Here is a 25,212-nt window from a genome sequence, read left to right as displayed (position 1 = left end):
CCACCGTCGTCCTTCCGCCAACTGTCAACGTCTCTCTCTATGGGGACGGCGACGCACCATTCTCCGAGCTTGAGGGTTAAGAGCGGGATACTAGGGGGTGATCCACTACGGCTTCGGCCTGGCACTGATCCCTGGTCTAGTTTTCGCTCTTTACGGCGTTTGGGTGCCTTCCTCACAAAAGGAACATCGATGTCCTGGTGTCACCAGGATCCTTCCCATCCCGGTTTCGCCCGGGAGGGGGGAGGGCCAGCACTTAACAACCGTCCAGACTCTTGACCAATGAGCTGGCCGAAATCGCGGGATTTCTGGTCGGCAGATAGCTCCATCAAGTACGCGTCAGAATAGCGACGGGGCACGCCGATGGCAGAATCTGGGCACACTGAACGGTTGACGGAGGGACGCTGAGCCCCCTCCCAAGCCTTGCCCTTCGAACAATTTACCGCTTACCCTGTCGAGACTAAAAGATTGTTTTGCCGAAGCTTTCAGCCCGTTTCAGGTCTTACGAGTGGATCGCCTTGCCGTAGGTGTCGAGTATGTTCTCGTGTGTCATCTCGGCTTGATAGCGAGGAAATCGTCTTATAGCCTCTGCCAGCATCGTAAGCGTCGGTGTTTCGTATCGTCGGCCCACGGATGCAACACGATGACCGGTAATGGCATCCCGTAGGCGTTCTTCAATCCCCACTGCTAAAGCCCGTGTCTTCCAAGTGTGTCTCCAACCATGATTCGGATCGACGCCGGGATCTAGCTTGACCGTCACACGCACCCATTCGGCTACTGAGCGGCTTTGCAATTCTGCCGGGGTGACCGCCGACCCCACTCGGTGCTTCCTCGGATCGTAGAAAAGTGGGCCGCCTGGTAGTGTTCCTACGAAATCGAAGAAACCCTGTTCAATCAAATGAGCGTGCAGGGGCACCACCCTTGGTTCGCCCGTCTTCGTCACCCGCAGGTGCATGATGGGGATGCCTGCCTCGATACGAATGTCTCGCTGCTCGAGGCTCGTAAGCTCCCCGATCCGTGCTCCTGTGTAAGCTGCGAGCCAGGGGCACCAGCGTCTAGCAAATTCCCTAGTTGGATTCTTACCTCGAGGTTCGACACCTGAGGCTGCCGAGAGAATTGCTGCTATCTCACTCTCTCGAAAGGTTCGCTCCCTCTGTGCGACGATCCTGGGCTCATCCAAAGACAAGCCTGCAGCTGGGTTCATTTCTAGAAGCTTGCCGCTTGCTCGACTTGAGGCCCACCGGAACACCGAGCTGACAGCCACGAGATCGTTCTTGTTGATCGCCCTAGGGCTGATGCCTTCAACGTCCCTTCGACGCTCCGCCCAGGCGAACACATCGTCAGAAGTTAGATCCCGGGCGTCTCTTCCATTCGCAAAAGCGTCGAAGGATCGGTAGCTGCCACGGTAACGCTTGATCGTGTTCGGGGCTCGCTTGTCCGCCCGGTCTAGGGCCCATCGTTCGAATAGATCTCCCGCTGTGAAATGAGGTTCATTTGCCTTGGCAGGGGAGGGGGCCGGCAAGGGCTCCAGTGGAATGACATTTCCCACAGGGACAAGATGACGACGCCAATCCTTGTGTTCGAAAACACCTCCGGGATCCGTGCTGGATAGAGCCCCGCTTCGCTCGGCTTGCCATAATTCTTTCAAGGCGCCGTCTGCGGCTGAATGTCGGATTCGTGCTTCCTTTGGCTCTTTGGTCCGCAACGAAGCCTGAACGACGGATCCAACTTTGATCGATGCCCAAGCTGGACCAATAGGTAGAGCCACAATCTGACCCTTCACTCCCACGAGAAGGTCAGATGGGACACGTTGACGCAGATAATAGACCCCTGTTTTCGGGTCCTTCCACGGCCGGGCTATTCGAAGGGACAATGTGTGAAACCGCTGTATGAGAGTAGCGGCTATCCTGCGATCATCGTCTGCCGAAGTTGTTGTAATCGTTCGACAAAATGCTGGTGCCGGTGGAGGATCGAACTCCCGACCTTCGGTTTACAAAACCGCTGCACTACCGCTGTGCTACACCGGCCCACGACACGCTTGCTACCAGTCGCGGTGCCGCCGCTCAAGCGGGCCCCGGCGAGGATCCGGGGTCCGACCCGATCACCTGTGCCGAGGCGGGCGTCATTTCCGATGCCGGTGTGACAGGAAACGGCGCCAGATCCTTGGTGTGACGCGTTCAGGCCGAGCCGGCCCCCGTGTCGGCGGCGCGTGCTTTAGCGGCCGGAGCCGCGGACCAGGGCCTTGAGGCGCTGGTCCGCCCGGTCGATGCGCTCGGCAATGCCCCGGCGGATGCAGCGATCGACGGAATCGCCGGCGTAAAAGCCGGTTGTCTTGTCCTGGTGCCGGCAGGCCTGGATCGGCGGCCAGGCGACCACCGCCGCCACGACCAGCAGCACGATCAGGCTGTCGACGACGAGCCAGCCCTTCCAGCCGAGGCGGAAGCCGCCGCGGCCGGCGGCCCGCGGGTTCCGCGGGCGGCGCCGACTCGCTGGGTCGGAGCCGAGCCGCGCCATGCGGGCGCGGAACTGGGCCTCCTCAAGCGCGTCGTGCCCGTTCGCGGCGGAAGACGGGGGGAGGGGCTGGCTGGACATGCTGGGCTCGCGAAGATCGGTGTAACAGACGAGCCCGGTCGCGATGCAATCGGGTTCGCCTCTCAGTGCTGGATGTGACGCGCTCGCTGACGCCGAGCCGGTATCCGCTCCAGGGCGGCGGTCAGGATCTCGGGCCCGTCACGCGGCGGTCGCTTCTTCATTCCCATCGTCGTTGTCCCGAAGGCCGGCGACCGCCATTCGGAACGATGCTCTCGGGCGGATCCGGCAGGCGTTCACCGGCCGGCCTCAATCGATCAGCCGCTTCAGCAGCGCGAAGTTGTCCTGGATCGAAAGGACGCTGCCGATCATCTCGCCGCGCGCACAGGCGCTCGCGCCGACGAGCCCCAGCCAGCTCCCCGGGGCGGGACGCGTGCTGCAATCGGCGACGCTGCCATAGAGGAGCATCGCCACCGGCAGGACGAAGACCGCGAGCTTGAGAAGCCCGAACGTCCGTCCGAAGACGCTCCTGCCAGGACGCAGCGGCGCGTCCCAGTCGTCGTCCCAATCCGCCTCGGAGGCGTGCCTGTCTCGACGGTCCATCGCGCTGTCTTGCCCGGCCGGATCGGTATCCACCGCCGAAACTGACACGCTTTCGTGAAGCGCCACCTAAAACGGATGTTTAAAGGCGGATGAAATCGACGCCCGGCACGAGGGCGCGCACCGTCAGGCGGCCAGCGCCCGTCTCACGGTGGCGCGCAAATCCGCCAGGGAGAACGGCTTCGTCAGCACGTCGGTGACGATCGCGTCGAGCCCGCGGGCCCGCTCCCGCTGATCGGCGAAGCCGGTCATCAGCAGGATGGTCAGGTTCGGGAAATCGCGCTTGGCCGCCAGGGCCAGCGCGATGCCGTCCATGAGCGGCATGCGGATATCGGTCAGCATCAGGTCGAAGCCGCCATCGGCCTCGTTGAGCCGATCCAGCCCGTCGCTGCCGTCATTGGCGGTCACGACGGCATGGCCGTCGATCTCCAGCCCCCGCTTGAGGAAGCCGCGGACGGTCTCTTCGTCATCCACGAGGAGGATGCGCGCCATGGGGTCCCGTAAACGTTCCTGATCCCGGGCCTGATTCCGAGGATGTCCCGCCAAGATGAGACTTCAGGCCTGCTCATGGATAACAGATCACGAACGGAACCGTTGCGCTGTCAAGGCACAACTCGGGAAAACAATCGCATCCCCGTCCGCCGGGACGAAAATGCCGCGCCGTCCAGCGGGCCGGTCACGCCTCGTCGAACAGATCCGGATCGCCGCTGCCGAAATCGACCACGCCCACGAAGGGCAGTTGCCGGTAGGCGTGGGCGGCATCCATTCCGTAGCCGACCACGAACACGTCCGGGCAGGTGAAGCCGACGAAATCGGCGTCGATCGTCACGGCGCGCTTGCCCGGCTTCTCCAGGAGCACCGCGGTGAGCACCCGCTTGGCGCCCCGTGCCATGAGCAGGTCCTTGGCGAACACGACGGTCCGGCCGGATTCGAGGATGTCGTCCACCAGCAGCACGTCCCGCCCGCGCACCTCGCTCTGCACGTCGCGCAGGATCTCGACCTGCCCGGTGGAGACCGTGCCGGTGCGGTAGCTCGACAGGTGCACGAACTCGACCTGCGGCGACAGCCCGACCCGGTGCAGGGCCCGGAGCAGGTCGGCGGCGAACATGAAGCTGCCCTTGAGCACGGCGACGACCAGAAGGTCCTCCGGGTTGGTCGACAGGATCTCCTGCGCCAGCTCGGTGTTGCGCTTGGCGATCGCCGCCTCGTCGAACAGGGGGCGGACACGCCGCTCGGGGATGCTCATCGGACGGGTCCCGGGGGCTGGTTCTTCTTGTGGGGCGGGCTCGCCGCCGCGATCGGAGGACGGTCTTAGCGCCCCAAGCCCGCCGGGGGAACTCCGGATCGCGGCGGGCGGGGTGCCTTTCCGTCAGCCGTTGTCTCCGCGGATCGCCGCGATCACCGCGTCCGTGACCGCGCGGGTGGTGGCGGTGCCGCCGAGATCGGGGGTGTGCAGCCCGGGATCCGCGGTGACACGCTCGACCGCGCGCATCAGCCGGGCGGCGGCCTGCGTCTCGCCGAGATGCTCGAGCATCTGACAGGCGGTCCAGAAAGTCCCGACCGGGTTGGCGATGCCCTTGCCGGCGATGTCGAAGGCCGAGCCGTGGATCGGCTCGAACATCGAGGGAAACCGGCGCTCCGGGTTGATGTTGGCGGTGGGCGCGATGCCGAGCGATCCCGCCAGGGCCGCCGCGAGGTCCGACAGGATGTCGGCGTGCAGGTTGGTCGCCACGATCGTGTCGAGGGTCTGGGGCTTCATGGTCATCCGCATGGTCATGGCGTCGACCAGCATCTTGTCCCAGGTCACGTCCGGGAATTCGGCCGCGACCTCGGCGGCGATCTCGTCCCACATTACCATGGCGTGGCGCTGGGCGTTCGACTTCGTGACCACGGTGAGCAGCTTGCGCGGGCGTGCGCGTGCCAGCTCGAACGCGTAGCGGATGATGCGGTCGACACCCGAGCGGGTCATCATCGAGACGTCGGTGGCGACCTCGTTGGCATGGCCCTGATGGACCCGCCCGCCGACGCCGGCATACTCGCCCTCCGAGTTCTCGCGCACGATCACCCAGTCCAGTTCCGGCCCGGTGACGTGGCGCAGGGGGCTGGTGATGCCCGGCAGGATCCGGGTCGGCCGGACGTTGGCGTACTGGTCGAACGGCTGGCAGATGGCGAGCCGCAGGCCCCACAGGGTTATGTGGTCCGGCACGTCCGGCGCGCCGACCGCACCGAAGAAGATCGCGTCGTGGCCAGCGATCTGCGCCAGCCCGTCCGCGGGCATCATGGCGCCGTGGGCCTTGTAGTAGTCCGAGCCCCAGTCGAATTGGTCGAACGCGAATCCGAAGCTGCCGTCGCGCTCGGCGAGGGCGTCGAGCACGTCGATCCCGGCGGCGATGACCTCCTGGCCGATCCCATCCCCCGGGATGGCGGCGATGCGGTACTGCTTCATGGCGCGTCCTCCGTTTCTTGGACCGTACGCCATTCCGGACATGCCGGCGTCCCCCAGGTGGGCACAGGGCCGATGCGCCGCCGACAGCGATGCGTCGGCGACCGTCTTGGCCCTGCGATTCAGCCAGAGGGCGGGCGCTGAAACAAGCGGATGCCAAAAGCGTGGAGGTCGACGCCGGCCGGAAGATCCTACCCGCGCGCCGCGAAGCATCCGCAACGCAAAAGGGGTCGGCGATCCGCCAACCCCTTGCGCTATCGTGCTGAATGGATGGTACCACCGCCCCGGCTCGAACGGGGGACCCCCAGATCCACAATCTGGTTAGGGAGCAAAACAAGCCCTAACATTCAGGTGGTTCGCTGGAGGTCAACGGCTTTGCCAGGCCTAGCAAAAACTGCCATTGTGATGCTTCGTTAGTAACACTGGGTAACAGGGCATAACGCCCGGTTTCTGTTACCCCTGGTTACCCCGGAGGATCACCAGAGTGGCAGCGCGAGTCCTCACCGTGCAAGCCATCGAACGCCTGAAGCCGGACGCCGCGCGCCGGCTCGAAATCCCGGATGCGACGCTGCCCGGGCTGTATTTCATCATCCAGCCGTCCGGCGCGAAAAGCTGGGCGGTCCGATACCGGCATGGCGGCCGGACCCGGAAGCTCACCCTCGGCGCTTATCCGGCTCTCGACCTCGTGACGGCTAGAACCGAGGGGAGGGCGGCACTTCAGTCCGTGTCGCTGGGGCAGGATCCGATTGCCGAACGCAAAGTGGCCGTGCCCCTGCCGACTCGTGACCTCATCGGCTCGGTGATCGACAGCTTCATTGAGCGTCACGTGAAGCCGCGGAACCGGCCCCGCACGGCCGAGGAGACGATCCGGATCCTGCGGACCAAGGTGCTGCCGGTCTGGGACGGGCGGAAGATCCAGGACATCGGCCGCCGCGACGTGATCGAGCTTCTCGACCGGATCGTGGATGCCGGGACGCCGGTGGCGGCCAACCGTACGCTGGCGGCGCTATCCAAGCTGTTCAACTGGGCTGCAGATCGCGGTGTCATTGACGCGAACCCGTGCGTGCGGATCAAGGCGCCGGCCGCCGAGACGAGCCGCGACCGAGTCCTGAGCGACGACGAGCTGCGGCTGCTCTGGCGGGCATGCGCTAAGATTGGATGGCCCTTCGGTCCGTTCGTGCAGATCCTGTTGCTGACGGCTCAGCGCCGCGACGAGGTCGCGAAGATGCGGCGGGTCGAGCTGCGAGAGGGTGGCACGCTGTGGACCATACCGGCCGGTCGGGCGAAGAATGGTCAGGCTCACGACGTGCCGTTGAGCGGCGCGGCAAAGGGTATCCTGGGCTCGCTGCCGCGGGTGGCAGGACAGGCCGGCTATCTCATCAGCACGACAGGTAACAGCGGCGTCTCAGGCTACGCCAAGGCCAAGGCGCGGTTAGACGCCGAGATGCTGGCACTTGCGCGCATCGATGCGGCAGCCGCCGGGATTGATCCTGAGAGCATCGCTCTCGAACCCTGGCGCTTACACGATCTGCGCCGGACGGCCTCCACAGGTATGGGCCGCCTAAAGATCGAACCGCACGTGATTGAGGCGGTGCTGAACCATCGCTCCGGTGTCATCAGGGGCGTGGCGGCTGTCTACAACCGCTACCAGTACCTCGACGAGAAGAGGGCGGCGCTGGAGGCATGGGCGGCGGACGTCGAGAAAGTAGTCGGGGGAAACACCACTAAATGACGAGCCAAAATGACTGGGTCACATTGAGCCATGTTCATCGGAGGCTCGCTGAAATTTTGGAAAGCCGAGCGACTACCGAGATTTTGCTGCTGGAGGCGTTGCGATCCGGCAGGATCGACATGGCAGCAGATTACTACATGAACGGCAACTCGCACCCGGAAAGGATCCTGCGTTCGGACAATTTGCGAGATGCTCGGTTTGTCATCTGGGAAGAAAGTAGGATCCAGCACCAAATTGAGCGTTCAAACTTAGGATCGAAAGGACAAACTCATTATCATCTGGGTGATTTTCACCGAGTAAGACTTAAGGCATCGCAAGTAACAGCATTATGGCCTGATTTTAATCTGGGCGCCGGCGCAGCACAGGCAGTTTCTGGAGCCCCTCCAATCGAGGCACCCCGAAAAGGTGTGGGTGGGGCAAAAGCTGATTATGACTGGGAGGAATATTTGATTGAAGCGGCCGCTTATATTTACGTCAATGGTTTGCCAAAAAGTCAAAATGATTTGTTCGTCTACTTGTGGGAAGTGTTTGGGGGCGAAGCTGGCGGCCCCAGTCTAGGCTCGATGAAGAAGCACGTCGGCCCGCTGTATCGGCGCTTCGAAAAAATTGATCGCGGCTGAGTTACTGACCGTTCCTGACCATTCCTGGCTGACACAGCCTAACAGCTGGCATCAATAGACAGCGTGTTCCTCAAAGGAGCGGCGCGATGAACTCACGTACCCAACGATCCCCTGAAGACATGCTGCCAGCGGCGCAGGTCATGGCCCGCTATCAAGTTAGCGACATGACGATCTTCCGGTGGCTGGCCGACCCAAAGCTTGGGTTCCCCCAGCCGATCCGCATCAATGGACGCCGCTACTGGCGGCTGGCCGACCTGCAGGCCTTTGAGGCTCGGCAGGCTTCGAAGGAGGCCGCATAGCATGCAAAAGAAAACCTGCGCTCAGCGCGGGCCGAGGCAGGTTTCCATGATTGTCGCTTCGCAGGCCGACACTCACGGAAATACTCCCGCCCCCGCCTTTCGGCAAGATCTCTATCTCGCCGCACGCTTCGGCCTGTCGCCGGCCGTCGCCTCTGCTGTCGCCGAACTGGCGTTCACGGTGACTGACCGTTGGGGGCGCGCATGAGCGCCTCCACCCTCAGACAGATCATGCGCGACACTGACGCTCGGCTTGAGGCCGCCCGTGATGACGACGAAGTTCGTCGCGTCGGCATCGACCATATGAACGCCCTCGGCGCCGATTTGGCGGCGACGGCGTATCTGAAGCTCGTGTCTCGGCCAGACATGACTGTGGATCAGCAGGCCGGCTTCCTGAAGGACACGATCGACGACCTGATGACCTCCATCGAGGCCTCGTTCGTCACCCATGGCGTGCAAGACGTTGCGCTCCTGGCTGATCACCTGGAGGCAGCCGAGGTCGGCTTCGTCGGCCGCCTCGACGAACTGTTCTCCGTAGTGCGGATCGGAGGGCGGGCATGAACGCGCCCTTCCACAGCCCCGAGCGGGCAGCGATGGCCGTTCACACCTTCGACGCCGTCGCCGAGGCCGCGTCGATCGCTGAAGCCTATGCCCGGATGGCCTCGGAGATGGCGGCGATCGGTGACAGCCGTGGCCTTCGGTATGCGCTGCGCCAAGCCGCCGTCGCACTCGCCAGCGCCGCAGATGCTGCAGCGCTACTCAGCCCCACTGGCTCACGAGGAGGCGCCTGATGTCGGAGCGCTCTTTAAACGGCTCCTCGCTGGACGAGCCAGATCGGTTTCACGACTGGCCCGGCCCGGACCCTGACGTCCTACCGCGGAGTAAGCGGCGTGACGATGTCCCGGCTCGCAATGGGTCTGCCATCAGCATCCGGTGGCATGGCGATGCAGATCCGCAAGCCGATCGGGACTGGCTTGTCCAAGACCTAATTAGCGAGACCGGTAAGGGGCTGATGCCTGGGCAGTGGGGCTCCGGCAAAACCTTTACGGCCCTCGACCTGTCCGCATCCATCATGACCGGCGAGCCGTTCGCCGGCCGGCGGGTCATGCGCCGCGGCGGCGTGCTGTTCGTCGCCTCAGAAGGTGCCTTTGAGATCCCCATCCGCTTGAGGGGTCTGGTTCACGGCAAGCTCGGCTCGGATGCAACCGAACGTCTACCGTTCGCTTGGATCGAGGACTGCCCACGCCTCCTCAGCACCGAGGCTGTGGCGCAGCTGGCCGCGACGGCAAAGGCTGCAGCTGAACATCTGCGCGAGACGTTCGACCTCCCGCTGGCGATGATCATCATCGACACGGTGGCTGCAGCCGCTGGCTTCGGCGACGAGAACAGCGCGGCCGAGGCGCAGAAGGTGATGAACGCCATGGAGGCGCTGAGCCGTCAGACCGGCGCGTTCGTCCTCGGCATCGACCACTTCGGAAAGACGACCGAGACCGGTACCCGTGGATCCTCCGCCAAGGAAGCCGCGGCCGACGTGGTGCTGGCGGTGCTCGCCAACCGCGACGAGGGCGGCACGATCTCGAACACGCGCATGGCGATCCGGAAGGTCCGTGGCGCACGCTGCGGCTACGAGATCCCATTCGCACTGGAGGTCGTCACCGTCGGCGAGAACTACGATCAGGAGCCGATCACGACCTGTGTAGTCCAGTGGCAGACGGATCGAGTGTCCTCCGCCGCAATGGCGGCCGGCAAGGAACGCTGGCCGACATCCGTGAAGGTCTTCCGGCAAGCCCTGCTGTCGAGCCTCGTTGACGATGGGGTGCGTGCTTGGCCGTTCGGCGACGAGGGCGCTGAGGTTCGCGCGGTCCCGTTGCAGGCCGTGAAAATTGGGTTCAGCGCGATCTACCCAGCGGATGGGGACGATGAGGCCAAGCGCACCGAGGCAAAGCGGAAGGCCTTCAAGCGCGCTGTTGATACCTGTCTCGGCCGCAGCCTGATCGGCTCGGTGGCGCTCAAAGGTGTCGACCATCTCTGGATGATCGAGGCCGCTGAATGACCGGCTCGACCGGACGGACAGGACAGATCCCTAGGGTTTTGTCCTGTCCGTCCGGTCCCGGACACCGGACAAACCGGACATTTGTCCGAAATGTCCGCCCTGTCCGCAGCCTGCTACCATCCACTAGCAACGGGAGATCCGTGATGACGAAGTCGAATATTGCGAGCGCCATTAATGCCGCCCATGCTGGTGTTGAGGCCGCCAAGCGCGAGGGCGCCCGCTACGCCGTTGAGTGCGGCAGGCTGCTCGGGCAGGCCAAAGAGACTGTTCCGCACGGCGGCTGGGACACTTGGCTTCGGTTGAACACCACGGTCTCGCCTAGGACCGCGCAGCTCTACATGCGGATCGCCCGGCACGTCGAAGGCGACCCGGCAAAAGCGCAACGCGTTGCGGGTTTGAGCGTGCGGGAAGCGGCGGCCGAGGCGACCGGACCGAAGCGGGCTACCGCGTCTCGGAAGCCCCTATCGGCTGACGCCCAGCATGACTTCAGTGAGTTGAAACAGGTCTGGGACGAGGCGAAGGACAATCCTGATTGGCAGGAAGGGGCGGCCCGCGAGCTATTCCGCATTGGCTACATCACCAAGCCGCAGCGGAACGACATCATTCGCAGCGTCTGGGCAAAACACTACGCTCACCTGACCGATGCGGATCGGAAAGAAGCTGCGAAGCGCGCGGCCGAAATGCTGGTCGAGAAGCTACCGCGGGAAACGCTGCTCAAGCTCATTCCAAGGCTTAAGAACGTGCCGGCCAGCGATATCGCGATCGCTATGGGGGACGTACAGGAGGATCGGAAACGGCGGGCAGCAGAGGTGTGACTCTAGCCACCCACCGAGCACTATTCAGATACCGACGCTGGCTGCCCCTGCTTCGGCCGCCTGCTTGACCGTCGCACCCTTGCGAAGTGCTGCGGCTATGGCGGCCGAAGCCGTATCTACTGCGCTAGCACGCTCATCACCGTAGTCGCGCGCGCTGTTCATCTCCGATCCCACCCGTGCGTAGAAGTTATCCGGGAAGCGCTCACTCATGCGCTCTCTCAACATTGCCGTCGCGCTACGATAGTCGCCGTCAAAATCCACCGACATATTGCCGGAATTGGAGTTGTAATCGCCATTATCGCGCGATCCATAACCCTGATCGTTGTCGGAGGCACTTGGTCTATATCTCAAAAAGCCGACGATCTTCGAAAACAAACCCTTGTTAGTATTCATCGTATCCCCTCGAAAAGACGGCGTCGAACGCGCCTTCCTCTTCCATCAAGCACTCGGCAGCATCGAAAAAGTTCCGGAGCCCTGCCATGACGCCCACCGAGCGCGACCGCTTCGAGAAGTGCCTCGCCCTGGCCAAGCGCGGAGCTACAGCTGGCGAGCGCGCCGCCGGCCTCGCCGCAGCCGAGCGCGTTGCTGCCTCGGCCGACATGACGCTGTTGGAAGCCAAAGCTGCCGTCGGGCACTCTCGGCCTGCCCCGCCAAGAATGGATTGGCCGTACCCACCGCCTCGCGCGGCACGTCGGACCCCGCCTAGGGCGAAACCGAAGCGGCCCGCGAAGCTGCCAACGCTGGAGGAGTTGCTTCGGCAGAGGGCTGAAGCTGATGCGGAAAAGCGCCGGACAGCCGCCGCGGCAGATCGCAGGCTCCTGAGGGAACTGGCCGAGCAAGCCGCCTACGAAGCGCGACAGCGGGAGCTTCAGGGCGAGCGCGATCGGGAGTGGGCGCGTTCGCGTGCGAGCGGCTGAAACTTATCTGAAGGAGGGAGCGTATCGGTGCGCGTACCTCTTTTGGTCAGTCCGTAACCGCCTTGATTGTGGATCCATTCCCAGCTGCGTAGTGCGACGGGTACCAGAAGGTGCAAATGAATTTATAGGGTTAGGGTATTCAATTGTGGCGCCACTTATGATCCGCACCATGGACACTATCTGCAGATTTCTCAATCTTGATTTCCCCACTCAAGATAGCGGAAGTCACACTGCATTTCGGAATGTCGCTATGCCCCTTCGCAAATTAATCATGCTTGCAGTGATTGGTTTGATGTGGGCCATAGCTATTGGCGCCATAGGGTATCTAGCTGTGATGTATTTTCAGTAGTACATGGCCTAAATTGAATTCAATAAGACTTCAAGAAAAATAACGAATTCCAATCAATGTAACGAATTGTACGTTATGTCGCAACGGTTTCTGCATCGCTTTATGCATCCTGCCGTTGTACCATCCTGGATATTCCTCGCTTAAGGGGGGAATAAGCGGGATATGGCGTTGTCGATGGTACATCTCTTGATCGCCTTGCTCGGGGCCACCTGCGGCGTGCTACTAAACTGGTATGTGCTGATCCCGATCGTGACCGCCATCGCTCTTGCCAGCGGTGTGGCAGGTGCAATCAATGGGTACACGTTCAGTGACATGCTGGCCGACACCGTCCTCAAGGTTTGCGTTCTAGAGGCAAGCTGGTTGGCATCCGTCTGCATCATTGCTCGCATGATCCAGAGGCGACCGGATCGACCTGATCGGCATGTAGGACGAGATCGCACCCCATCCGAACGGGGAAGCTGACAAAGGCATTCACCCATAAATGTGCGGCAGAACAACTCGGCCCAACCGCAACAAAACATAACGTTGGATAACTGTACATAACGGCGGACGTACGTCTGGCATTAGCTGACGTGACGGCCGTTATTGCAGACGGGTCAATAAGATAGCACTGTAAGAGCCACGCAACTGCAACGCGGTGGCACTTACGATGACCAACCCACTCCGACGAGACGCACTACTCCGGCTGAAGGTCGAGACTGATCTCGCCCGAGCCGTAGAGAGTACCGCCCGCCAGCGCGGTCAGACAGTTTCGGAATACGTGCGCCAGGGCGTGCGCGCTCACCTCGCCCGTCACGGTGTTCGGCTCAGCCCAGACGACGGTCCCCGCACGCCTCCGGCCGCTCCCGCTCTCCGTCAGGCAGCTTGAGGACGGCCGGCATGCAGTACGTCAACATCCGCCACAACAACCACGACGGTAACGTCGCGCCGCACGTCAGCTTGGGCCGTAGCTACATTGACCGTCTATCGGTGACGGTGCCGGTCGAGCCCCGGACTGCCGCACAGATCATAGCGGACCGTGACCTCGCTCAAGCCGAGCGCGAGTCCTTAGAGGCATCCCGGTCCGACGTGCTGGTGAACGGCTCGGTCGAGGATTTGCTCGCCCTCGACACCCGCATCGCGTTGGCGAAGGCGAAGCAGGATCAGGCAGAGGCGCAGCACGCCGTCGCAGTGATCGCCGAGGCCGACGCGAAGGCAGAGAATGAGGCCGAGCAGGCCCGCCGCAAAGCTCTGCGCAAGGTCGGCCTGAAGGCCAGCGCCGAGGCCGGCAAGCTCGCAGACAGGTACGTGGCCATGGCTCAGGAGATGGCCGGGCTGCTCAGCCAGTTGCGCGGGCACGAGCAGGCAATCGCCGAGGCGAACCAGAACCTGCCTGACGGCGCCGAGCCTGTGCCGCCAGGCGAGCCGTTCAATGGCACCGCAGGCACGCCCACCCGCTACGAGACCTCACACAACCTCGTCTGGGTCGACAGCCGCGACGGCTCCCGCGCGAGCGCAATGGCCGGCGACAACCTACGGCACCGTGCGGCGAAGCGGGTCGAGCAGGAAGTCTACGTGCCCGGCACGCCAGGCGAGCCGCACATCCCGCTGTCCCACCGCGTCACGCTGCCCGGTCTCGGCCGCGATGCTCCCCGCATCTGGGGCGGCATTCCCTCTCCCATCACTTTCAACACGGGACGCTGAGCATGAGCATTGATCGACAGAACCCTGGCGAGCACGCCGCCTTCTGGCGCCGTGTCCTCAACAAGCCTGAGCCGGTGATCGCTGAGCGCAAGCCGACCCAGGCTGAGCGCCTTGCGGCGTGGTCGGCGCAGTACCGCCAGAACGAAGCCAAGGGCACTCAGGCCCGCGCGGTCGTCGAGCAGACCCGGCGCGATCTCCACACTCCCGGTGCCGCCTACAAAGTCGGCGCCGAGCGCTTCGCCATGGACGGCACCCGCTGGAAGCGCGTGGCCTGAACGGAATTGCGTGGGCCAGACCCGAGAGGGCCTCCTTCACCCACGCCATTGAGGGCGATGCAGCCAGCCCAACAGCGACAAGCCAGCCTGTCCCTTGCCTCGAATGCCATGGACCCGGGGATACCAAGGCCGGCGCAACTGCGCCCCGTCGACCAAGCGACGGACCATCGGAGACCGCGGCGGTGTAGTGGCCTGCTGCGGTCTCCTCACCCGACAGTCTGGAGAGCCATCATGGCCAACACCCCGCCGAACCCGACCGACACTCAGATGCTCGCCGTCTACAACGACCTCGCTAACACGATGATGAGCAAGGACCTTGGGGACGCGCGTAGCGTTGGCATGGCCGGCTGGCCGAACGCCGGCGACACGAAGGTGATCGACGGTCACACCATGCGCTGGACCGGCAACACCTGGTCGCGTGCGGATGCGGTGGCGTGACGGTGATCGGCTGGGATGCGGTGAGTGACCTTCCCGCGATGCCAGAGGGCGGGACCCAACTGGCACTCCCCAAAGGAGGGTGTCCGGTCATGCGAGTCCCTGGGTCCTTCCGGGAGGGGGTAGAGACCGAGGGTCGGCGCGAGTGAACTTTCCGTCTAGGCCTGATGGTCTGAAACCCGGCAACAGTGGCAACAGGCAACGGCAACAATGGCAACAACCGAAACCAAATCTGCATTCGCCCGGCGTTACAACGTGAACCGCTCGACGGTGAACAAGTGGGAAGCCAAGGGCAGCATCGTGCTGACGGTCGATGGTCTGGTGAACGTCGAGGCGTCGGAGCAGCTGTTGGGCGGCCGGGCGGAAACCTACCGCGGCGGCAAGGCTAAGGGACCGAGCGCCCAGGCGGATCGGAGGAAGGCCGCTCCAGATTTGGTCTCCCCAGATTTGGGGACACCCCCCGATCCACTGGCCTTGGCGCACGCCGGCCTCGCCGAGGTCATCCGCGCGATTGGGCCCTATGCCGCCCGCATGGCGGTGGAGTTCGGCGCGCCGCTGAAGACGGCCTACGGACTCGACCAAGCCGTTGCCGTCGAGGCTGATGGCATCGCGGCCCGGTTTCTGACGAGGCACGGCCACCCGGACACGGCCAACGGGTACGGCACGCTGGAGAGCCTGGGCCTCGACTACGCGGATCTGGACTGGGCAGCGCTCGCGAAGGCCGCCGACGTGCCTCTCGATCTCGACGCGCTCGATACCTGGTTCATGACCACGGATTACTGGCGGGCACCGCCGGAGGTGTCGGCATGACCGACCAATCGAACCCCCAGCCCGTCGCCTCGAACGACCCGCCGCGCATCGGTGAGGTGCGAGAGCTGTTCGGCGTGCGTCTCCGCTGGAATGGCTCACAGTGGCAGAAGGTGGCCTGACATGCCCAAGCCGCAGGAAGTCGCCTCCATCAAGGTGAAGGGCAAGAACTACCTCAACTGGCAGACGGTGTCGGTCACCCGGTCTGGCGTCGAGCTGTTCCCACGGTTCGCCTTCACCGCAGCGGCGCCGGCCGAGAGTGCTCCGGACTTCGCCTCCATGAAGCTAGGGATCGGGGATCCGTGCGAGGTGATCCTCGGCGGGCGTCAGGCGGTCTCGGAAGGCCGCATCACGGGTCGGCAGCCGGCTTACGATGCCAAGGAGCATGGGCTCCAGATCACCGGCACGACCCGCTCGCAGGTGATCGCCCGCGCGACCGTCGATCACAATCAGAGCGAGTACAAGAATTACTCCCTGAGCCAGATCGCCGGTGCGGTGCTCAAGCCCTACGGCATCAAGTTCAGCCTGAAGGGCGACACGGGCGGAGCTGACAAGCCGTTCCCGAAGGTCAACGTCCAGGCCGGCGAAAGCGTATTCGCTTTCATCGAGCGTCTGTGCCGGTTCCGGAACATCTACCTGCTGCCTGGGCAGGGCGCGGATATCGTCGGCTACCGACTGAAGGCCAAGTCAGGCGCCATCGCCGAGCTGGAGGAAGGCCGCAACATCCTCGCGGCCAACGCCGTGTTCGACTATGCGGACGCCTTCTCCGAGATCCAGTCCATCGGCCAGCAGCCCGGCAACGATCAGACCTTCGGCGACGCTTCGCGGGACGTCACCGCCACAGTGAAGAACTCGGCCGTCACGGAACACGCACCGTTCCACTTCATCGCCGAGCAGCCTGGCGACCAGGCCGACATGCGGATGCGAGCCCAGCACGAGAACGGGTTCAACCTCGCCAACCAGATCAGCGTCAACATCAAGGTCCAGGGCTGGTTCAAGGACCAGAACACCCTCTGGCTCGAACACATCGGCGATGTCGTCTCGGTCTTCTCGCCGATGCTGTTCACCAAGGACCGCATGCAGCTGGCGATCCAGGTCGTGACCGCGAGCCAGGGCCCGCAGGGCACCACCACCGACATCAGTCTCGTCCTGCCGGAAGCCTTCAACGGTGGTGGCCAGACTCAATCCAGCGCCGGCCAGGGTGGCTCCGGCGGCACCCCGGCGGGCCTCTACACCTGAGCGCCGCCACAGACTCGATAGGAGGCCACCATGGCCGATGAAACCCTGAGGATGCAGGCGGAAGTGGTGGACCGGTTCAGCGGTCCGTTGAAGTCCCTGCGGGCCCAGCTGCTCGATGTGTCACGGCAGGGCGCCAGCCACGGCGAGACCTTGGCGAAGGGCATGGGCAAGGCCGAGGCCGCGATCCAGTCCACGGCGCGCTCGGCGACGACGATCCTGAACCCCGCGCTGGCGACCGTCGGCATCACCGGTCTGACGGCTGGTGCAGCGGTCGCCGGGGTCGCGATGTCGCTGAACAAGCTCTCCAGCAACCTGTCGAGTCTCGGCGCACTCAGCCGCGAGACCGGCGTGGCGGCCGGGACGCTTCAGACCTTCGGTGCGGTCGCCCGCAAGTTCGGGTTGGAGCAGGATGCGGTCGCCGCCGGCACCAAGACGTTCGCCGGGAACATGCGCGAGTTCTCCCGCGGGATCGGCGAAACCTATTCGTGGCTGACCAGGCAGGGCACCGACGCGGCCGGGCGGAAGGCCTTTCAGGACTTCGCCCAGGACATCCGTGGCACGTCCGACGAGGGCGAGAAGCTCCGCAAGAGCCTCACCTTCATGGAGACGATCAAGAACCCGGTCGAGCGCGGGATCTTCGCCCAGCGTGTGTTTGGCAACTCGGATTTTAGTCGGCTCGGAGACGAGCACCTCGGCAAGCTGGCCGACGTGTGGAACGCCCAGAAACAGCGGCTCGGCCCGCTGGATCCGAAGGCCATCCTTCAGGCTGAGAAATTCGAGCAGGCCGTCGCCGACCTGCGAACCTCGATGCAGACCATCGGCACGACCATCGCCCGGCAGGTGCTGCCGTATGCGTCCGAGTTCACGCAGTGGGTCGACGGCATCGCCAAGGATCAGCGCGGCGACTTCGTGAAGGGTCTACGCACCGGCCTAGAGGACATCAGCCGTGAGCTGAACGCCATTGACTGGAAGGGTGCCGGCGCGTCCGCGAAGGAGATGCTGGTCTCGACAACCGCCTTGGTCCGACCGCTCGCCGAGAGCGTGAAGGAAATCGCGGCGGCGATCCAAAGCTTCAACAACGGCAAGGTGATTGAAGGCCTGCGCCATCTCGATGGCGGCCACGGCCCGCTCGCCCGCCGCCTCGCCCCGCTGCCCGGGGACGAAAAGTTCGCGAAAGAGGAAGCCGTTGGCAGCCTCCGCGGCAAGATCGGCACGGCCAAGGAGCAGGCACTCCTGCAGTCGGACCTCCTGAAGGAGTTGGACGAGCGCGGCGACAAGGATGGGGCCAAGCGCCTTCGCGAGGCGATGGACGCCAACTCCCGGCACCTCAAGTCGCTGGAGGACGCGCTTCAGAAGCTGTTGGATCAGGGCGCTACGGCTCAGAAAAGCTCCGCTGACGGCGACGGGCCCTTTGCTGGTGTCCGGATCCAGACGGCAGCCTACACGGGCGGTGGCGGCTTCCGTCGGCCCCAGGGGCTTGGTGGTAGTGCCAACCTGCCGGGTGGCGGATCCGGCCCGGGCTACAGTGGTGAGGCTGGTCCTGCAGGATCGGGCGCGGGCCGCGCCGGTGGACGCCTCAACGGCCTCGGTAGCGGCACGTCGCGGCTGCCCGGGATCGGCGGCGGTTCGGCTCCTCGCGGTGATGGCGGTGGGACTGCAGGCGCCGCACGTACCAGCCAGATGATGGCCTACGCGATGGATCAGCTTCGCCGAGAGGGCGTGCCGGAGGGAAAGCTGCGGGAGTCGGCAGCCCATCTTGTCGGGCAGGCCACGATGGAGTCCGGCCTAGACCCGAACAAGGTTCACGACGGGGGCACCGGCTACGGCATCTACGGCGCCCGCGATCCGAAGGGATGGGGCACATATCCCGGGGCCCGGCGCAGCGACATGGTGCGGTGGCTGGAAAAGAATGGGTACGCTCGCAACTCCGCTGAGGGGCAGATGCGCGAGATGGCCCACAGCGCGATGTCGGGGCGCTACCCGCGGACCCGTAGCATCCTGATGGGTGGCGGTTCGGGCAACCTTGAGGCTGACACTAATCGGATCACGGGCGAGTTCGAGGCGCCTAAGATCATCAACCGGCGCTCTGGCGCGGTCAGCAACGCGTTGCGCACGGGCCCAGAAATCGCTGCAGCTCCGAGCCGCCTACCCTCTATCGCGGGCGGTGACTTCCTACCGAACGGTGCCCCCCGCGTGCTGAAGCCCAACAGCATGAAGGACGCGCCCGGCCTCACCATGGACGAGGCGAACCGACTTCGGGCCGGCCGCGCTGATGGTGAGGGATGGGCGGCTCGGGAGAAGGCTCGGAAGGCCTTCGAGGCGATGCAGCAGGGCGAGGGCCGCCTCGATGCCTCAGCCGGCCGTGCCGGTGTCGTGGCGGGGCCCAAGGTCGAGAACAACGGCTCCGTGGTGGTCAACGTGCACAAGGCTGGCGCTGACGCCAGGGTGACCACCACAACCGCGGGCAACCTCTTCCGCGACGTGGTCCAGAACCACGGGCGGCAGATGCAGAAAGTGTTGTAGGCTTCGCATCCGGAACCCTCTTCCGCGACGTGGTTCAGAACCATGGCGGCAGATGTCGAAGGCGGATGGCAGTGAAAACTGCGCTAGATGACGTCACGCATGGTTATAGGGCATGCCAATCGATGGCATTGCAAATCTGCGTTAAATGCTTCAGGTTTTTTGTCGCCACAACATGACCAGGATACTGACCAGCCTGGGCAGCAAGTATTACATCTCCGTCCAATGCGTCGTCGGGAGATAATTGACGACCTGTGTTGCGGAGATGTGCCCACAAGATGGCTGCAGTTCTCATAGCCGCCGTATTTATAGGAACGTATGTTGTCAGACCTATAAACCGATCCAGTCGCCCAAGCTGGCCCGTAGCATTTTTTCTTAGCAACTCTCGCCGAGCTTCGTAGTCGCAAATCTCGGCAACGGCCAGAACTTCGCCTGCGTTGAGGCGAGTCTTAAGCTTTTCCCTGAGCGACTCAGCATCAGGCCCTCCAGCGGGATGCGCTACCCACCAAAGAAGGTTGGTATCAAGGAAGATCACTGGCCGCCAATTCGAACGCGAGCTAAATTTAGATCATTGAACTGCGTCTTGAGATCTTCTGCCTCTCGATCCCCGTCTTCATCTATCCAGCTTTGCAGAAGATCAATAAGCTTTTGGTTTTTTACAACAGGCGCGCGCAGATGGATGCCCCAGTCTTGAGAAGTGCTTAGCCCTGACGCGACCAAAAGTGCAGTTATCTGCCCAGTCTTCGATGCAGAAGGAGATCCCCAGCCAAACCGATAGGTGAGAATATCGGTAAATTCAGCCATATTGGCGTCGATCGCCCCCATTTTGAGCGCTGAGCTTGTACTGAATGGCGAGACATAATTCATTCTACTCCGCCCCTCTCAAGCAATCGCTTCAACTTACTGCTCGCCGACTGCTGAAATATCGACCAAATCTCCTCGTGAATATCGTTTATTTTTCGACCGATACCCTCCCAGGTTGGCTCTATATGATCCTGATAAATGCAATCAATGTCGAATATTAAAGATCCCGGGCTTGAGCTTCGATCATGGGCAACTGTGACCATATGCCGGCTCGCGGCGTCGATCTGAACTTCGGTCCGGGACAAAAATCCACTTTTGGATTTGCGCAGAGCCGACGGAACGAAATCACCTTGCTCAAGCCAAGTGCCTGGGGCTTCATCTTCAGATAGACGCGATATTCGATTTATATATCGCATGCCTATTTGCTCAACATGCGCTACTTTGAGTACTTGTTTTACAATTCCCCACACTTTGGATATTTCAGCCTCGAAATTTATCCATCCAGAGTAGGGTGGAGTGGCGCTTACGCTAACGGAACCTTCGCCAAATATGATAATGAATGGTTTAGACGCAGCCGTAAGCTTGAACTTGGTCTTTGGAACACCAGAACGCTGAGTGTGAGCGCCGTCGGGACCGACCGTTAGTTCGAGCGACTGCTCGGAAATCGGCTCCAAAATTGGAAATTCGTTTTGCGCGGCCTTGTAGAATTCGCCCAGCACTCCAGCATGCCAGACATCGCCCTCCGGCAATGCGAACCGAAGCTCGCATATTGCTTCCGCCAGCTGCGGATGGGCATATGTCGGATGTTCGATCAAGCCAGCTACCCACTCACGTGAGGGTAAGATGTAGCAGGTTGCTATGCGCGTGGTAGGTCTGACCCGGACGAATTCACGGTCAAGTTCACTGCGAGTGCGAAATCCGTCCGCGGACTTCCTCAGTCGCACCCCCAGCCCTCGCCGTTCTCCTCGAAGAAGATGACTCCGCCGGCTTCATCGACGCTCTAGAGCCCGATGGTACGTTTGTTGCCAGCCCGCCTCAATCGCCTCTCCAAGAGGATGCCGCTGTGCCAGCTACCAGAAGCCGAGATCCGGCCGAGTACAGCACGTTGGCGGAGCGCTGTGCGGTAGCGATCGCCGACGCGCACTGGTTCCGGAACATGGCTACGCAGGCACTTAGGGATGGCGAGCCGAGATCCGCGATCCGAGCCGCCAATGCCCGAACCGCTGCGCGCATCATCCTGATGCGAGCCAAACAGGACGTCCTGATATACCGTATGATCGATGAGGCGGCTGCAGCCGGGCGGCCAGTTACCTAGGCCTGCTTCGCCTCAGCGCCTCTTCTACGAGGCGGCGGATAGGATCAGGAGCGGTATCTCTCCGGCCCAAAGCCTCTCAGCGGCACGCCGGTCCTGAACCGATCGTACTTGCGCGCAATGAGGTCGAGCTGGTCTCCAGCCGCCACCATCGCGAGGTGACGATCTTTTTCCGCGACGACTCGCAGCAATCGTAGGCGGAAGGCAGCGTCCGGTTCGGGATCGCTCATTTCAGATAGCCCTTCGCCTTTAGGTGCTCGGTGAGAAGCTTCTCGACGTAGGAGGCTACGGACCGGCTGTCCTCAGCCGCGGCCTTCTCAGCTGCAGCCTTCACGGCATCAGCCACTCGGACGGAGATCGCAGAATTCTTTGCCATGAGTGCAAATGTGTGCAGTTGACATCCAAAAGCGGCGTCACCATACTGCACTCAGTTGCACACAAATGCAACGGACTGACGCCAGGGTTAGGAGCCTGGCGCCAGTCCTGACCACCAACCGCATCTGGAGGATGCTGTTCATGGCTATCCACGCCCATAGCACACGCACGCTCTTATTACCCCAGTCCGGCAACCCTCGGCCCTTATCAGGCCAGGGGCTCGGCCGGCAGCTGGGGCCCGTCAGCCGGGCCATCCGAGCCTGCCGCGACGCCGACCCGGCCGAGCTGGCCATCGCCGACATCCAGATCGGTCTCGATAGCTTCTTCGCCGATGCCGACCGCCAGCGCGTCCGCGAGCTGCGCCGCCGGATTGCCGACCGGATCGAGGCGGACCTCGCTTTGCTGGACGCGCTGTCCGGCGACACTGACCACGAACCAGATTTGGATCGTGAGCCAGAGGCGCTGGACGCTTCGGCCACCGAGTGGACCGGCTACGGCGCCCACCGCTTCAATGTCGGGAGGGCGGCATGAGCCAGCGCGAGCACCGCCGCGACAATCTCGCGAACCTCATCTCCGATATGGAGACGGACGTAGCCGATCTGCTGGCATGGGCGAACGTCGTGTACGACCTGGGCTCATCCGACAACTGCACCGCTACGGGCGTGCAGGTCGTAGGCTACAACATGAGGGACGTGGCCCAGCGACTTCAGGACGACTGGAACGCGGCTTTCAAACTGTCGCTTTTGCTGCGGGAGGTGGCACGATGAGCCGGCCTGCCACTCGACTAGATCTGCAGTCGCCCTTTCTCGACATGAGCGGCGCTATCCATGATTTGGCGGCGCTCTCGGCGATCAGCGTCACCGTGATGGACAATCACATCAAGAACATACCGGAGGCTTGGACAGCTGCCGGCATGAAACCGCAGGACGGCTACATCGTGGTCGTGCTGACGGAGGAGCAATACCGCAGCGTCCACTTCATCAGCGAGCATATCAGGAGCATCGCGCAGACGGCATGCCAAAGCCTTGAGGCTGTCGAGAACCTTATCGCGGAGGCGGCCCGATGAAAGCCTCCACCCGCCGCTCCGCGCTCGGCGCCATCCTTGCCGCCCCACTCACAGGTGGGGCCGTCATGGCCCTGCCTTCAGTCGCAGCTACGGCCCGATCCGACCTCGCCGAAGCCTGCCTCTGGGCCATGAGGCACGTCGACTACATCAACACCGCCGCTATCGCTGAGCACTGGGACGATGACCGGGTCAGTGATGAGGGCGACCTGTCAGATGCGGTAATCGATCGTGCCATCGCGGAGCCGTCGCGCTCCCTGTCGGACTTGCAGGCCAAGGCGCAGCTTTGCCTCAAGGACTTCGAGGATCACGCGCTGCCGTTCAGAACCGACAGGGACGAAAGCAACCTCGATGCGGGGCAAAGGCTGGTCTTGGCCGTGCTGCGGGAGGTGATCAAGCTATGCGCGTGATCTACGCCTTCCTCGCGGTCCGGATGCTCCGGCTCGCCCGCTTCGATCTAGCGCGATCCGACATGCTGTACCGGGACGGGGATGCGGCCTTCGCCCGATCCCGGGATCGGGTGCGACGAGCCGAGGCTCTAGCCGCACGGGCGGAACTGCCGTCGCTGGTCTCGATGCGGTAAGGGGGTAGCAATTCGCGACTCCCTGGCATCCACGCCCGTCCGGCTACCTTGGGGGGAAGATGTAGGGCGGGCGTGGAAGGCCGACTAACCGCCCCCTCAAGGCGTGCCGACGTACCTACCCTACGCTGATGCCTGAAGAACGGAAATGATTTCCGTTTTGCCGAGCGGCCGAGGGCTAAGTTGAACTTAGGCCGCCAAGCCTCTGAGGATCACGCCGACCGCAACGAACGCCCCGGCTGAGTAGGCAACCGTGAAGGCTAGCTCGAACATGATCGGCGGTCGCTTTCTGCGAAGGTGCTGCTGGCCGGTGGTGTTCCGCCGTAGGGCAGATCCGACCGACAACCCAGGGCTGAACAGTTTGTTTCCGGCATGCCCCTAGGATTTATCAGCATCCACGCCCGCCCCTCGCTGGGGGGCTTTGCTCGGGGCGAGCGTGGAGATCGGAGACCAATCCGACCTCAAGCTGGATGCAAAATACATGCGACGTCATTGGAAGCGGCGATCGCGCATTCAATCCGATCGGCTAGCTGGGCAGGTAGACCAAGCCAAAGACGATCAGAACGAGGCCTGCCATTTCCAGCACCGCCTGCAGCACGCGACGGTTCGGAGTGAAGCCAGTGAGCACACCGCCCAAGATAAGGCTGAGCAGGCTGAGGATGGCCACGGCAGGCACCTCCGTGCCCGCGGCTCCGTCACGCGAGCATCCACTGCTGGCTCAATGCCGGCGATGAACCGGTACTTTATACAGGTTGCCACCTCATGTCCGGCCTGAGCTGGCCCTCACGAACGCCGCTCGCGCATCCCGTACGGGCAAAAGAAAACCAGGGGTCGCTGTTACCCTCAGCGTTACCCCTGGTCCACTTTCGAGCTGTCTGAAACCAGCTAAGTCCTTGGTACCACCGCCCCGGCTCGAACGGGGGACCCCCAGATCCACAATCTGGTGCTCTAACCAACTGAGCTACGGCGGCACTGGCGGGCGGTGTATCGTGGGCCGCGGCAGTTTTCAAGACGATGTGTGCAGGCTCATGCGGTCTCGGTGGACGCAGGGCGGATTCGCCTCATAAGTGCAACGACGAAACCGCGCGTCGGCCAGGGCGGATCGGGGGGTAGGGGCGAGCGTGAGCGCGCGAGAGCCAGCGTCGGGCGCGACCGGGAGCCGGGATCGGGGCCAGGCCGCCGAGACGGGGGCGGCGAACCGGACGGCTGCCCGGCCGGGCCATAGCCCTCGCAGGCGCTGGACCCGCTCCCGGATCTTCCTGGCGCCCGGGCGGCTGCGCAGCCTGGTTCGGCGCAGCGAGGGCGGGCTCGTCCTGCTGGCGACCCTGGTCGGCAGCGTCAGCGGGCTGGCGGTCTCGGCCATGACCTGGGTGACGCAGGCCCTGCGCGAGGCGCTCTACCACCTCCCGGCAGGGACCCGGCTCAGCGCCGCCGACGCGGTCGCACCGCCGCTCCTGCTCATCGGCCCGTGTCTCGGCGGCGTGCTGCTCGGGCTGCTGATCCTCGCAGCGAACTACCTGCGCGGGCCGCGCAAGCGCCCGGCCATCGACCCCATCGAGGCCAACGCCCTGCACGGCGGCCGGATGTCCCTGCGGGACAGCCTCTACCTTGCCCTGCAGAACGTGATCTCGAACGGCTCCGGGGCCTCCGTGGGGTTGGAGGCCGGCTACACGCAGCTCGCCTCCGGCCTCGCTTCGCGACTCGGTATCGCCTTCGAGGTACGCCGGGGCGACCTGCGGACCCTGGTCGGGTGCGGGGCGGCCGGGGC

33 protein-coding genes and 2 tRNA genes are annotated in these 25,212 nt (G+C 63.4%); 22 read left to right on the top strand and 13 right to left on the bottom strand.

The genetic code is table 11. The annotated features are described in order from the left end of the window. Nucleotides 1-499: 499 nt before the first annotated feature. The 7 genes from FV242_RS36290 to FV242_RS24660 all read right to left on the bottom strand — a co-directional run bounded on the left by FV242_RS36290 (nt 500) and on the right by FV242_RS24660 (nt 5,572). The gene (locus FV242_RS36290) at nt 500-1,870 is read right to left on the bottom strand and encodes a DUF6538 domain-containing protein (RefSeq protein WP_306440318.1); all 1,371 of its coding nucleotides are present in this window, start codon (nt 1,868-1,870) and stop codon (nt 500-502) included. Between the two features lie 81 nt (nt 1,871-1,951). Continuing rightward, nucleotides 1,952-2,024, bottom strand: a tRNA-Thr gene (locus tag FV242_RS24685). Nucleotides 2,025-2,211: 187 nt separating this feature from the next. Beyond that, nucleotides 2,212-2,589 carry a hypothetical protein gene (locus FV242_RS24680; protein WP_147909685.1) on the bottom strand — a complete coding sequence of 126 codons (378 nt, stop codon included), beginning with the start codon at nt 2,587-2,589 and terminating at the stop codon, nt 2,212-2,214. Nucleotides 2,590-2,835: 246 nt separating this feature from the next. Beyond that, nucleotides 2,836-3,129, bottom strand: coding sequence for a hypothetical protein (locus FV242_RS24675; protein WP_147940769.1), 294 nt, complete (start codon nt 3,127-3,129; stop codon nt 2,836-2,838). Nucleotides 3,130-3,252: 123 nt separating this feature from the next. Next, nucleotides 3,253-3,618 (bottom strand): response regulator, encoded by a 366-nt coding sequence (locus tag FV242_RS24670; protein ID WP_147940768.1) that lies wholly within the window; start codon nt 3,616-3,618, stop codon nt 3,253-3,255. A gap of 184 nt (nt 3,619-3,802) precedes the next feature. Next, entirely contained in the window at nt 3,803-4,372 is a 570-nt protein-coding gene (gene hpt / locus FV242_RS24665) for a hypoxanthine phosphoribosyltransferase (protein ID WP_147909684.1), read from the bottom strand. A gap of 123 nt (nt 4,373-4,495) precedes the next feature. Continuing rightward, complete coding sequence (locus FV242_RS24660) at nt 4,496-5,572, bottom strand: tartrate dehydrogenase (protein WP_147940767.1); 1,077 nt, start codon at nt 5,570-5,572, stop codon at nt 4,496-4,498. Between the two features lie 502 nt (nt 5,573-6,074). On the opposite strand from FV242_RS24660, the gene FV242_RS24655 reads away from it, so the two are divergent. The 8 genes from FV242_RS24655 (at nt 6,075) to FV242_RS24620 (ending at nt 11,085) form a co-directional block, all read left to right on the top strand. Next, nucleotides 6,075-7,301, top strand: a complete 1,227-nt coding sequence (locus FV242_RS24655) for a site-specific integrase (protein WP_246692860.1) — start codon at nt 6,075-6,077, stop codon at nt 7,299-7,301. Next, nucleotides 7,298-7,921 (top strand): hypothetical protein, encoded by a 624-nt coding sequence (locus FV242_RS24650; RefSeq protein WP_147940765.1) that lies wholly within the window; start codon nt 7,298-7,300, stop codon nt 7,919-7,921. The genes FV242_RS24655 and FV242_RS24650 overlap by 4 nt, the downstream gene beginning before the upstream one ends. Nucleotides 7,922-8,007: 86 nt before the next feature. After that, complete coding sequence (locus tag FV242_RS24645) at nt 8,008-8,220, top strand: AlpA family transcriptional regulator (protein ID WP_210248958.1); 213 nt, start codon at nt 8,008-8,010, stop codon at nt 8,218-8,220. 1 nt (nt 8,221) lies between these two features. Beyond that, nucleotides 8,222-8,425 carry a hypothetical protein gene (locus tag FV242_RS24640; RefSeq protein ID WP_147940764.1) on the top strand — a complete coding sequence of 68 codons (204 nt, stop codon included), beginning with the start codon at nt 8,222-8,224 and terminating at the stop codon, nt 8,423-8,425. After that, a complete protein-coding gene (locus FV242_RS24635) occupies nt 8,422-8,778 on the top strand; it encodes a hypothetical protein (protein WP_147940763.1) in 357 nt (118 codons plus the stop codon). The genes FV242_RS24640 and FV242_RS24635 overlap by 4 nt, the downstream gene beginning before the upstream one ends. Further along, entirely contained in the window at nt 8,775-9,008 is a 234-nt protein-coding gene (locus FV242_RS24630) for a hypothetical protein (RefSeq protein ID WP_147910298.1), read from the top strand. The genes FV242_RS24635 and FV242_RS24630 overlap by 4 nt, the downstream gene beginning before the upstream one ends. Then, nucleotides 9,008-10,270 carry an AAA family ATPase gene (locus tag FV242_RS24625; protein WP_147940762.1) on the top strand — a complete coding sequence of 421 codons (1,263 nt, stop codon included), beginning with the start codon at nt 9,008-9,010 and terminating at the stop codon, nt 10,268-10,270. The genes FV242_RS24630 and FV242_RS24625 overlap by 1 nt, the downstream gene beginning before the upstream one ends. A 143-nt stretch (nt 10,271-10,413) precedes the next feature. Continuing rightward, the gene (locus FV242_RS24620) at nt 10,414-11,085 is read left to right on the top strand and encodes a DUF3102 domain-containing protein (protein ID WP_187278549.1); all 672 of its coding nucleotides are present in this window, start codon (nt 10,414-10,416) and stop codon (nt 11,083-11,085) included. A 24-nt stretch (nt 11,086-11,109) separates the two neighbouring features. Here FV242_RS24620 and FV242_RS24615 read toward each other — a convergent pair whose 3' ends face one another. Further along, a complete protein-coding gene (locus tag FV242_RS24615; protein ID WP_147940760.1) occupies nt 11,110-11,478 on the bottom strand; it encodes a hypothetical protein in 369 nt (122 codons plus the stop codon). A 1,035-nt stretch (nt 11,479-12,513) separates the two neighbouring features. Here FV242_RS24615 and FV242_RS24605 point away from each other — a divergent pair. From FV242_RS24605 to FV242_RS24575, 8 genes are all read left to right on the top strand, one after another. Next, complete coding sequence (locus FV242_RS24605) at nt 12,514-12,813, top strand: hypothetical protein (protein ID WP_147940758.1); 300 nt, start codon at nt 12,514-12,516, stop codon at nt 12,811-12,813. 417 nt (nt 12,814-13,230) lie between these two features. Beyond that, nucleotides 13,231-14,034 carry a cell envelope integrity protein TolA gene (locus FV242_RS24600; RefSeq protein WP_147940757.1) on the top strand — a complete coding sequence of 268 codons (804 nt, stop codon included), beginning with the start codon at nt 13,231-13,233 and terminating at the stop codon, nt 14,032-14,034. A 2-nt stretch (nt 14,035-14,036) separates the two neighbouring features. Then, nucleotides 14,037-14,309 (top strand): hypothetical protein, encoded by a 273-nt coding sequence (locus FV242_RS24595; protein WP_147940756.1) that lies wholly within the window; start codon nt 14,037-14,039, stop codon nt 14,307-14,309. A gap of 231 nt (nt 14,310-14,540) precedes the next feature. Continuing rightward, nucleotides 14,541-14,747 carry a hypothetical protein gene (locus FV242_RS24590; RefSeq protein WP_147940755.1) on the top strand — a complete coding sequence of 69 codons (207 nt, stop codon included), beginning with the start codon at nt 14,541-14,543 and terminating at the stop codon, nt 14,745-14,747. A gap of 252 nt (nt 14,748-14,999) precedes the next feature. Beyond that, on the top strand, nt 15,000-15,554 hold the full coding sequence (locus FV242_RS24585; RefSeq protein WP_147940754.1) for a hypothetical protein: 555 nt from the start codon (nt 15,000-15,002) through the stop codon (nt 15,552-15,554). Continuing rightward, nucleotides 15,551-15,673 (top strand): hypothetical protein, encoded by a 123-nt coding sequence (locus tag FV242_RS36145; protein WP_281407100.1) that lies wholly within the window; start codon nt 15,551-15,553, stop codon nt 15,671-15,673. The genes FV242_RS24585 and FV242_RS36145 overlap by 4 nt, the downstream gene beginning before the upstream one ends. Before the next feature lies 1 nt (nt 15,674). Further along, complete coding sequence (locus FV242_RS24580) at nt 15,675-16,790, top strand: phage baseplate assembly protein (protein WP_147940753.1); 1,116 nt, start codon at nt 15,675-15,677, stop codon at nt 16,788-16,790. Between the two features lie 30 nt (nt 16,791-16,820). Continuing rightward, on the top strand, nt 16,821-19,313 hold the full coding sequence (locus tag FV242_RS24575; protein ID WP_147940752.1) for a hypothetical protein: 2,493 nt from the start codon (nt 16,821-16,823) through the stop codon (nt 19,311-19,313). Nucleotides 19,314-19,841: 528 nt separating this feature from the next. Here the strand turns inward: FV242_RS24575 and FV242_RS24570 are convergent. From FV242_RS24570 to FV242_RS24555, 3 genes are all read right to left on the bottom strand, one after another. Then, entirely contained in the window at nt 19,842-20,177 is a 336-nt protein-coding gene (locus FV242_RS24570; RefSeq protein WP_147940751.1) for a hypothetical protein, read from the bottom strand. Next, on the bottom strand, nt 20,174-20,929 hold the full coding sequence (locus FV242_RS24565; RefSeq protein WP_187278548.1) for a TIGR04255 family protein: 756 nt from the start codon (nt 20,927-20,929) through the stop codon (nt 20,174-20,176). The genes FV242_RS24570 and FV242_RS24565 overlap by 4 nt, the downstream gene beginning before the upstream one ends. A 544-nt stretch (nt 20,930-21,473) precedes the next feature. Beyond that, a complete protein-coding gene (locus tag FV242_RS24555; protein WP_147940748.1) occupies nt 21,474-21,656 on the bottom strand; it encodes a hypothetical protein in 183 nt (60 codons plus the stop codon). A 286-nt stretch (nt 21,657-21,942) separates the two neighbouring features. On the opposite strand from FV242_RS24555, the gene FV242_RS24550 reads away from it, so the two are divergent. From FV242_RS24550 to FV242_RS24530, 5 genes are read left to right on the top strand one after another with little or no spacing between them, the layout of a single operon-like run. Further along, nucleotides 21,943-22,332, top strand: coding sequence for a hypothetical protein (locus FV242_RS24550; RefSeq protein ID WP_147940747.1), 390 nt, complete (start codon nt 21,943-21,945; stop codon nt 22,330-22,332). Beyond that, nucleotides 22,329-22,568, top strand: coding sequence for a hypothetical protein (locus tag FV242_RS24545; RefSeq protein WP_147940746.1), 240 nt, complete (start codon nt 22,329-22,331; stop codon nt 22,566-22,568). Before FV242_RS24550 ends, FV242_RS24545 begins: the two co-directional genes overlap by 4 nt. Then, nucleotides 22,565-22,867 (top strand): hypothetical protein, encoded by a 303-nt coding sequence (locus FV242_RS24540; protein WP_147940745.1) that lies wholly within the window; start codon nt 22,565-22,567, stop codon nt 22,865-22,867. Before FV242_RS24545 ends, FV242_RS24540 begins: the two co-directional genes overlap by 4 nt. Then, on the top strand, nt 22,864-23,274 hold the full coding sequence (locus FV242_RS24535; RefSeq protein ID WP_147940744.1) for a hypothetical protein: 411 nt from the start codon (nt 22,864-22,866) through the stop codon (nt 23,272-23,274). The genes FV242_RS24540 and FV242_RS24535 overlap by 4 nt, the downstream gene beginning before the upstream one ends. Continuing rightward, complete coding sequence (locus FV242_RS24530; protein ID WP_147940743.1) at nt 23,265-23,447, top strand: hypothetical protein; 183 nt, start codon at nt 23,265-23,267, stop codon at nt 23,445-23,447. Before FV242_RS24535 ends, FV242_RS24530 begins: the two co-directional genes overlap by 10 nt. Nucleotides 23,448-23,970: 523 nt before the next feature. Here the strand turns inward: FV242_RS24530 and FV242_RS34750 are convergent. Next, complete coding sequence (locus FV242_RS34750; RefSeq protein ID WP_187278547.1) at nt 23,971-24,111, bottom strand: hypothetical protein; 141 nt, start codon at nt 24,109-24,111, stop codon at nt 23,971-23,973. A 227-nt stretch (nt 24,112-24,338) separates the two neighbouring features. Next, nucleotides 24,339-24,415: transfer RNA gene (locus FV242_RS24525), tRNA-His, on the bottom strand. Between the two features lie 150 nt (nt 24,416-24,565). Between FV242_RS24525 and FV242_RS24520 the strand changes: the two genes are divergently transcribed. Then, nucleotides 24,566-25,212, top strand: a 647-nt coding sequence (locus tag FV242_RS24520; protein WP_147909682.1) for a chloride channel protein, incomplete at its 3' end; no start/stop codon positions are given.

The organism is Methylobacterium sp. WL64 (assembly GCF_008039945.1).
In the GTDB taxonomy this organism is placed as follows: domain Bacteria; phylum Pseudomonadota; class Alphaproteobacteria; order Rhizobiales; family Beijerinckiaceae; genus Methylobacterium.
Note: the sequence above shows the minus strand (reverse complement) of the source record. Positions and strands in the feature narration are given on the sequence as shown.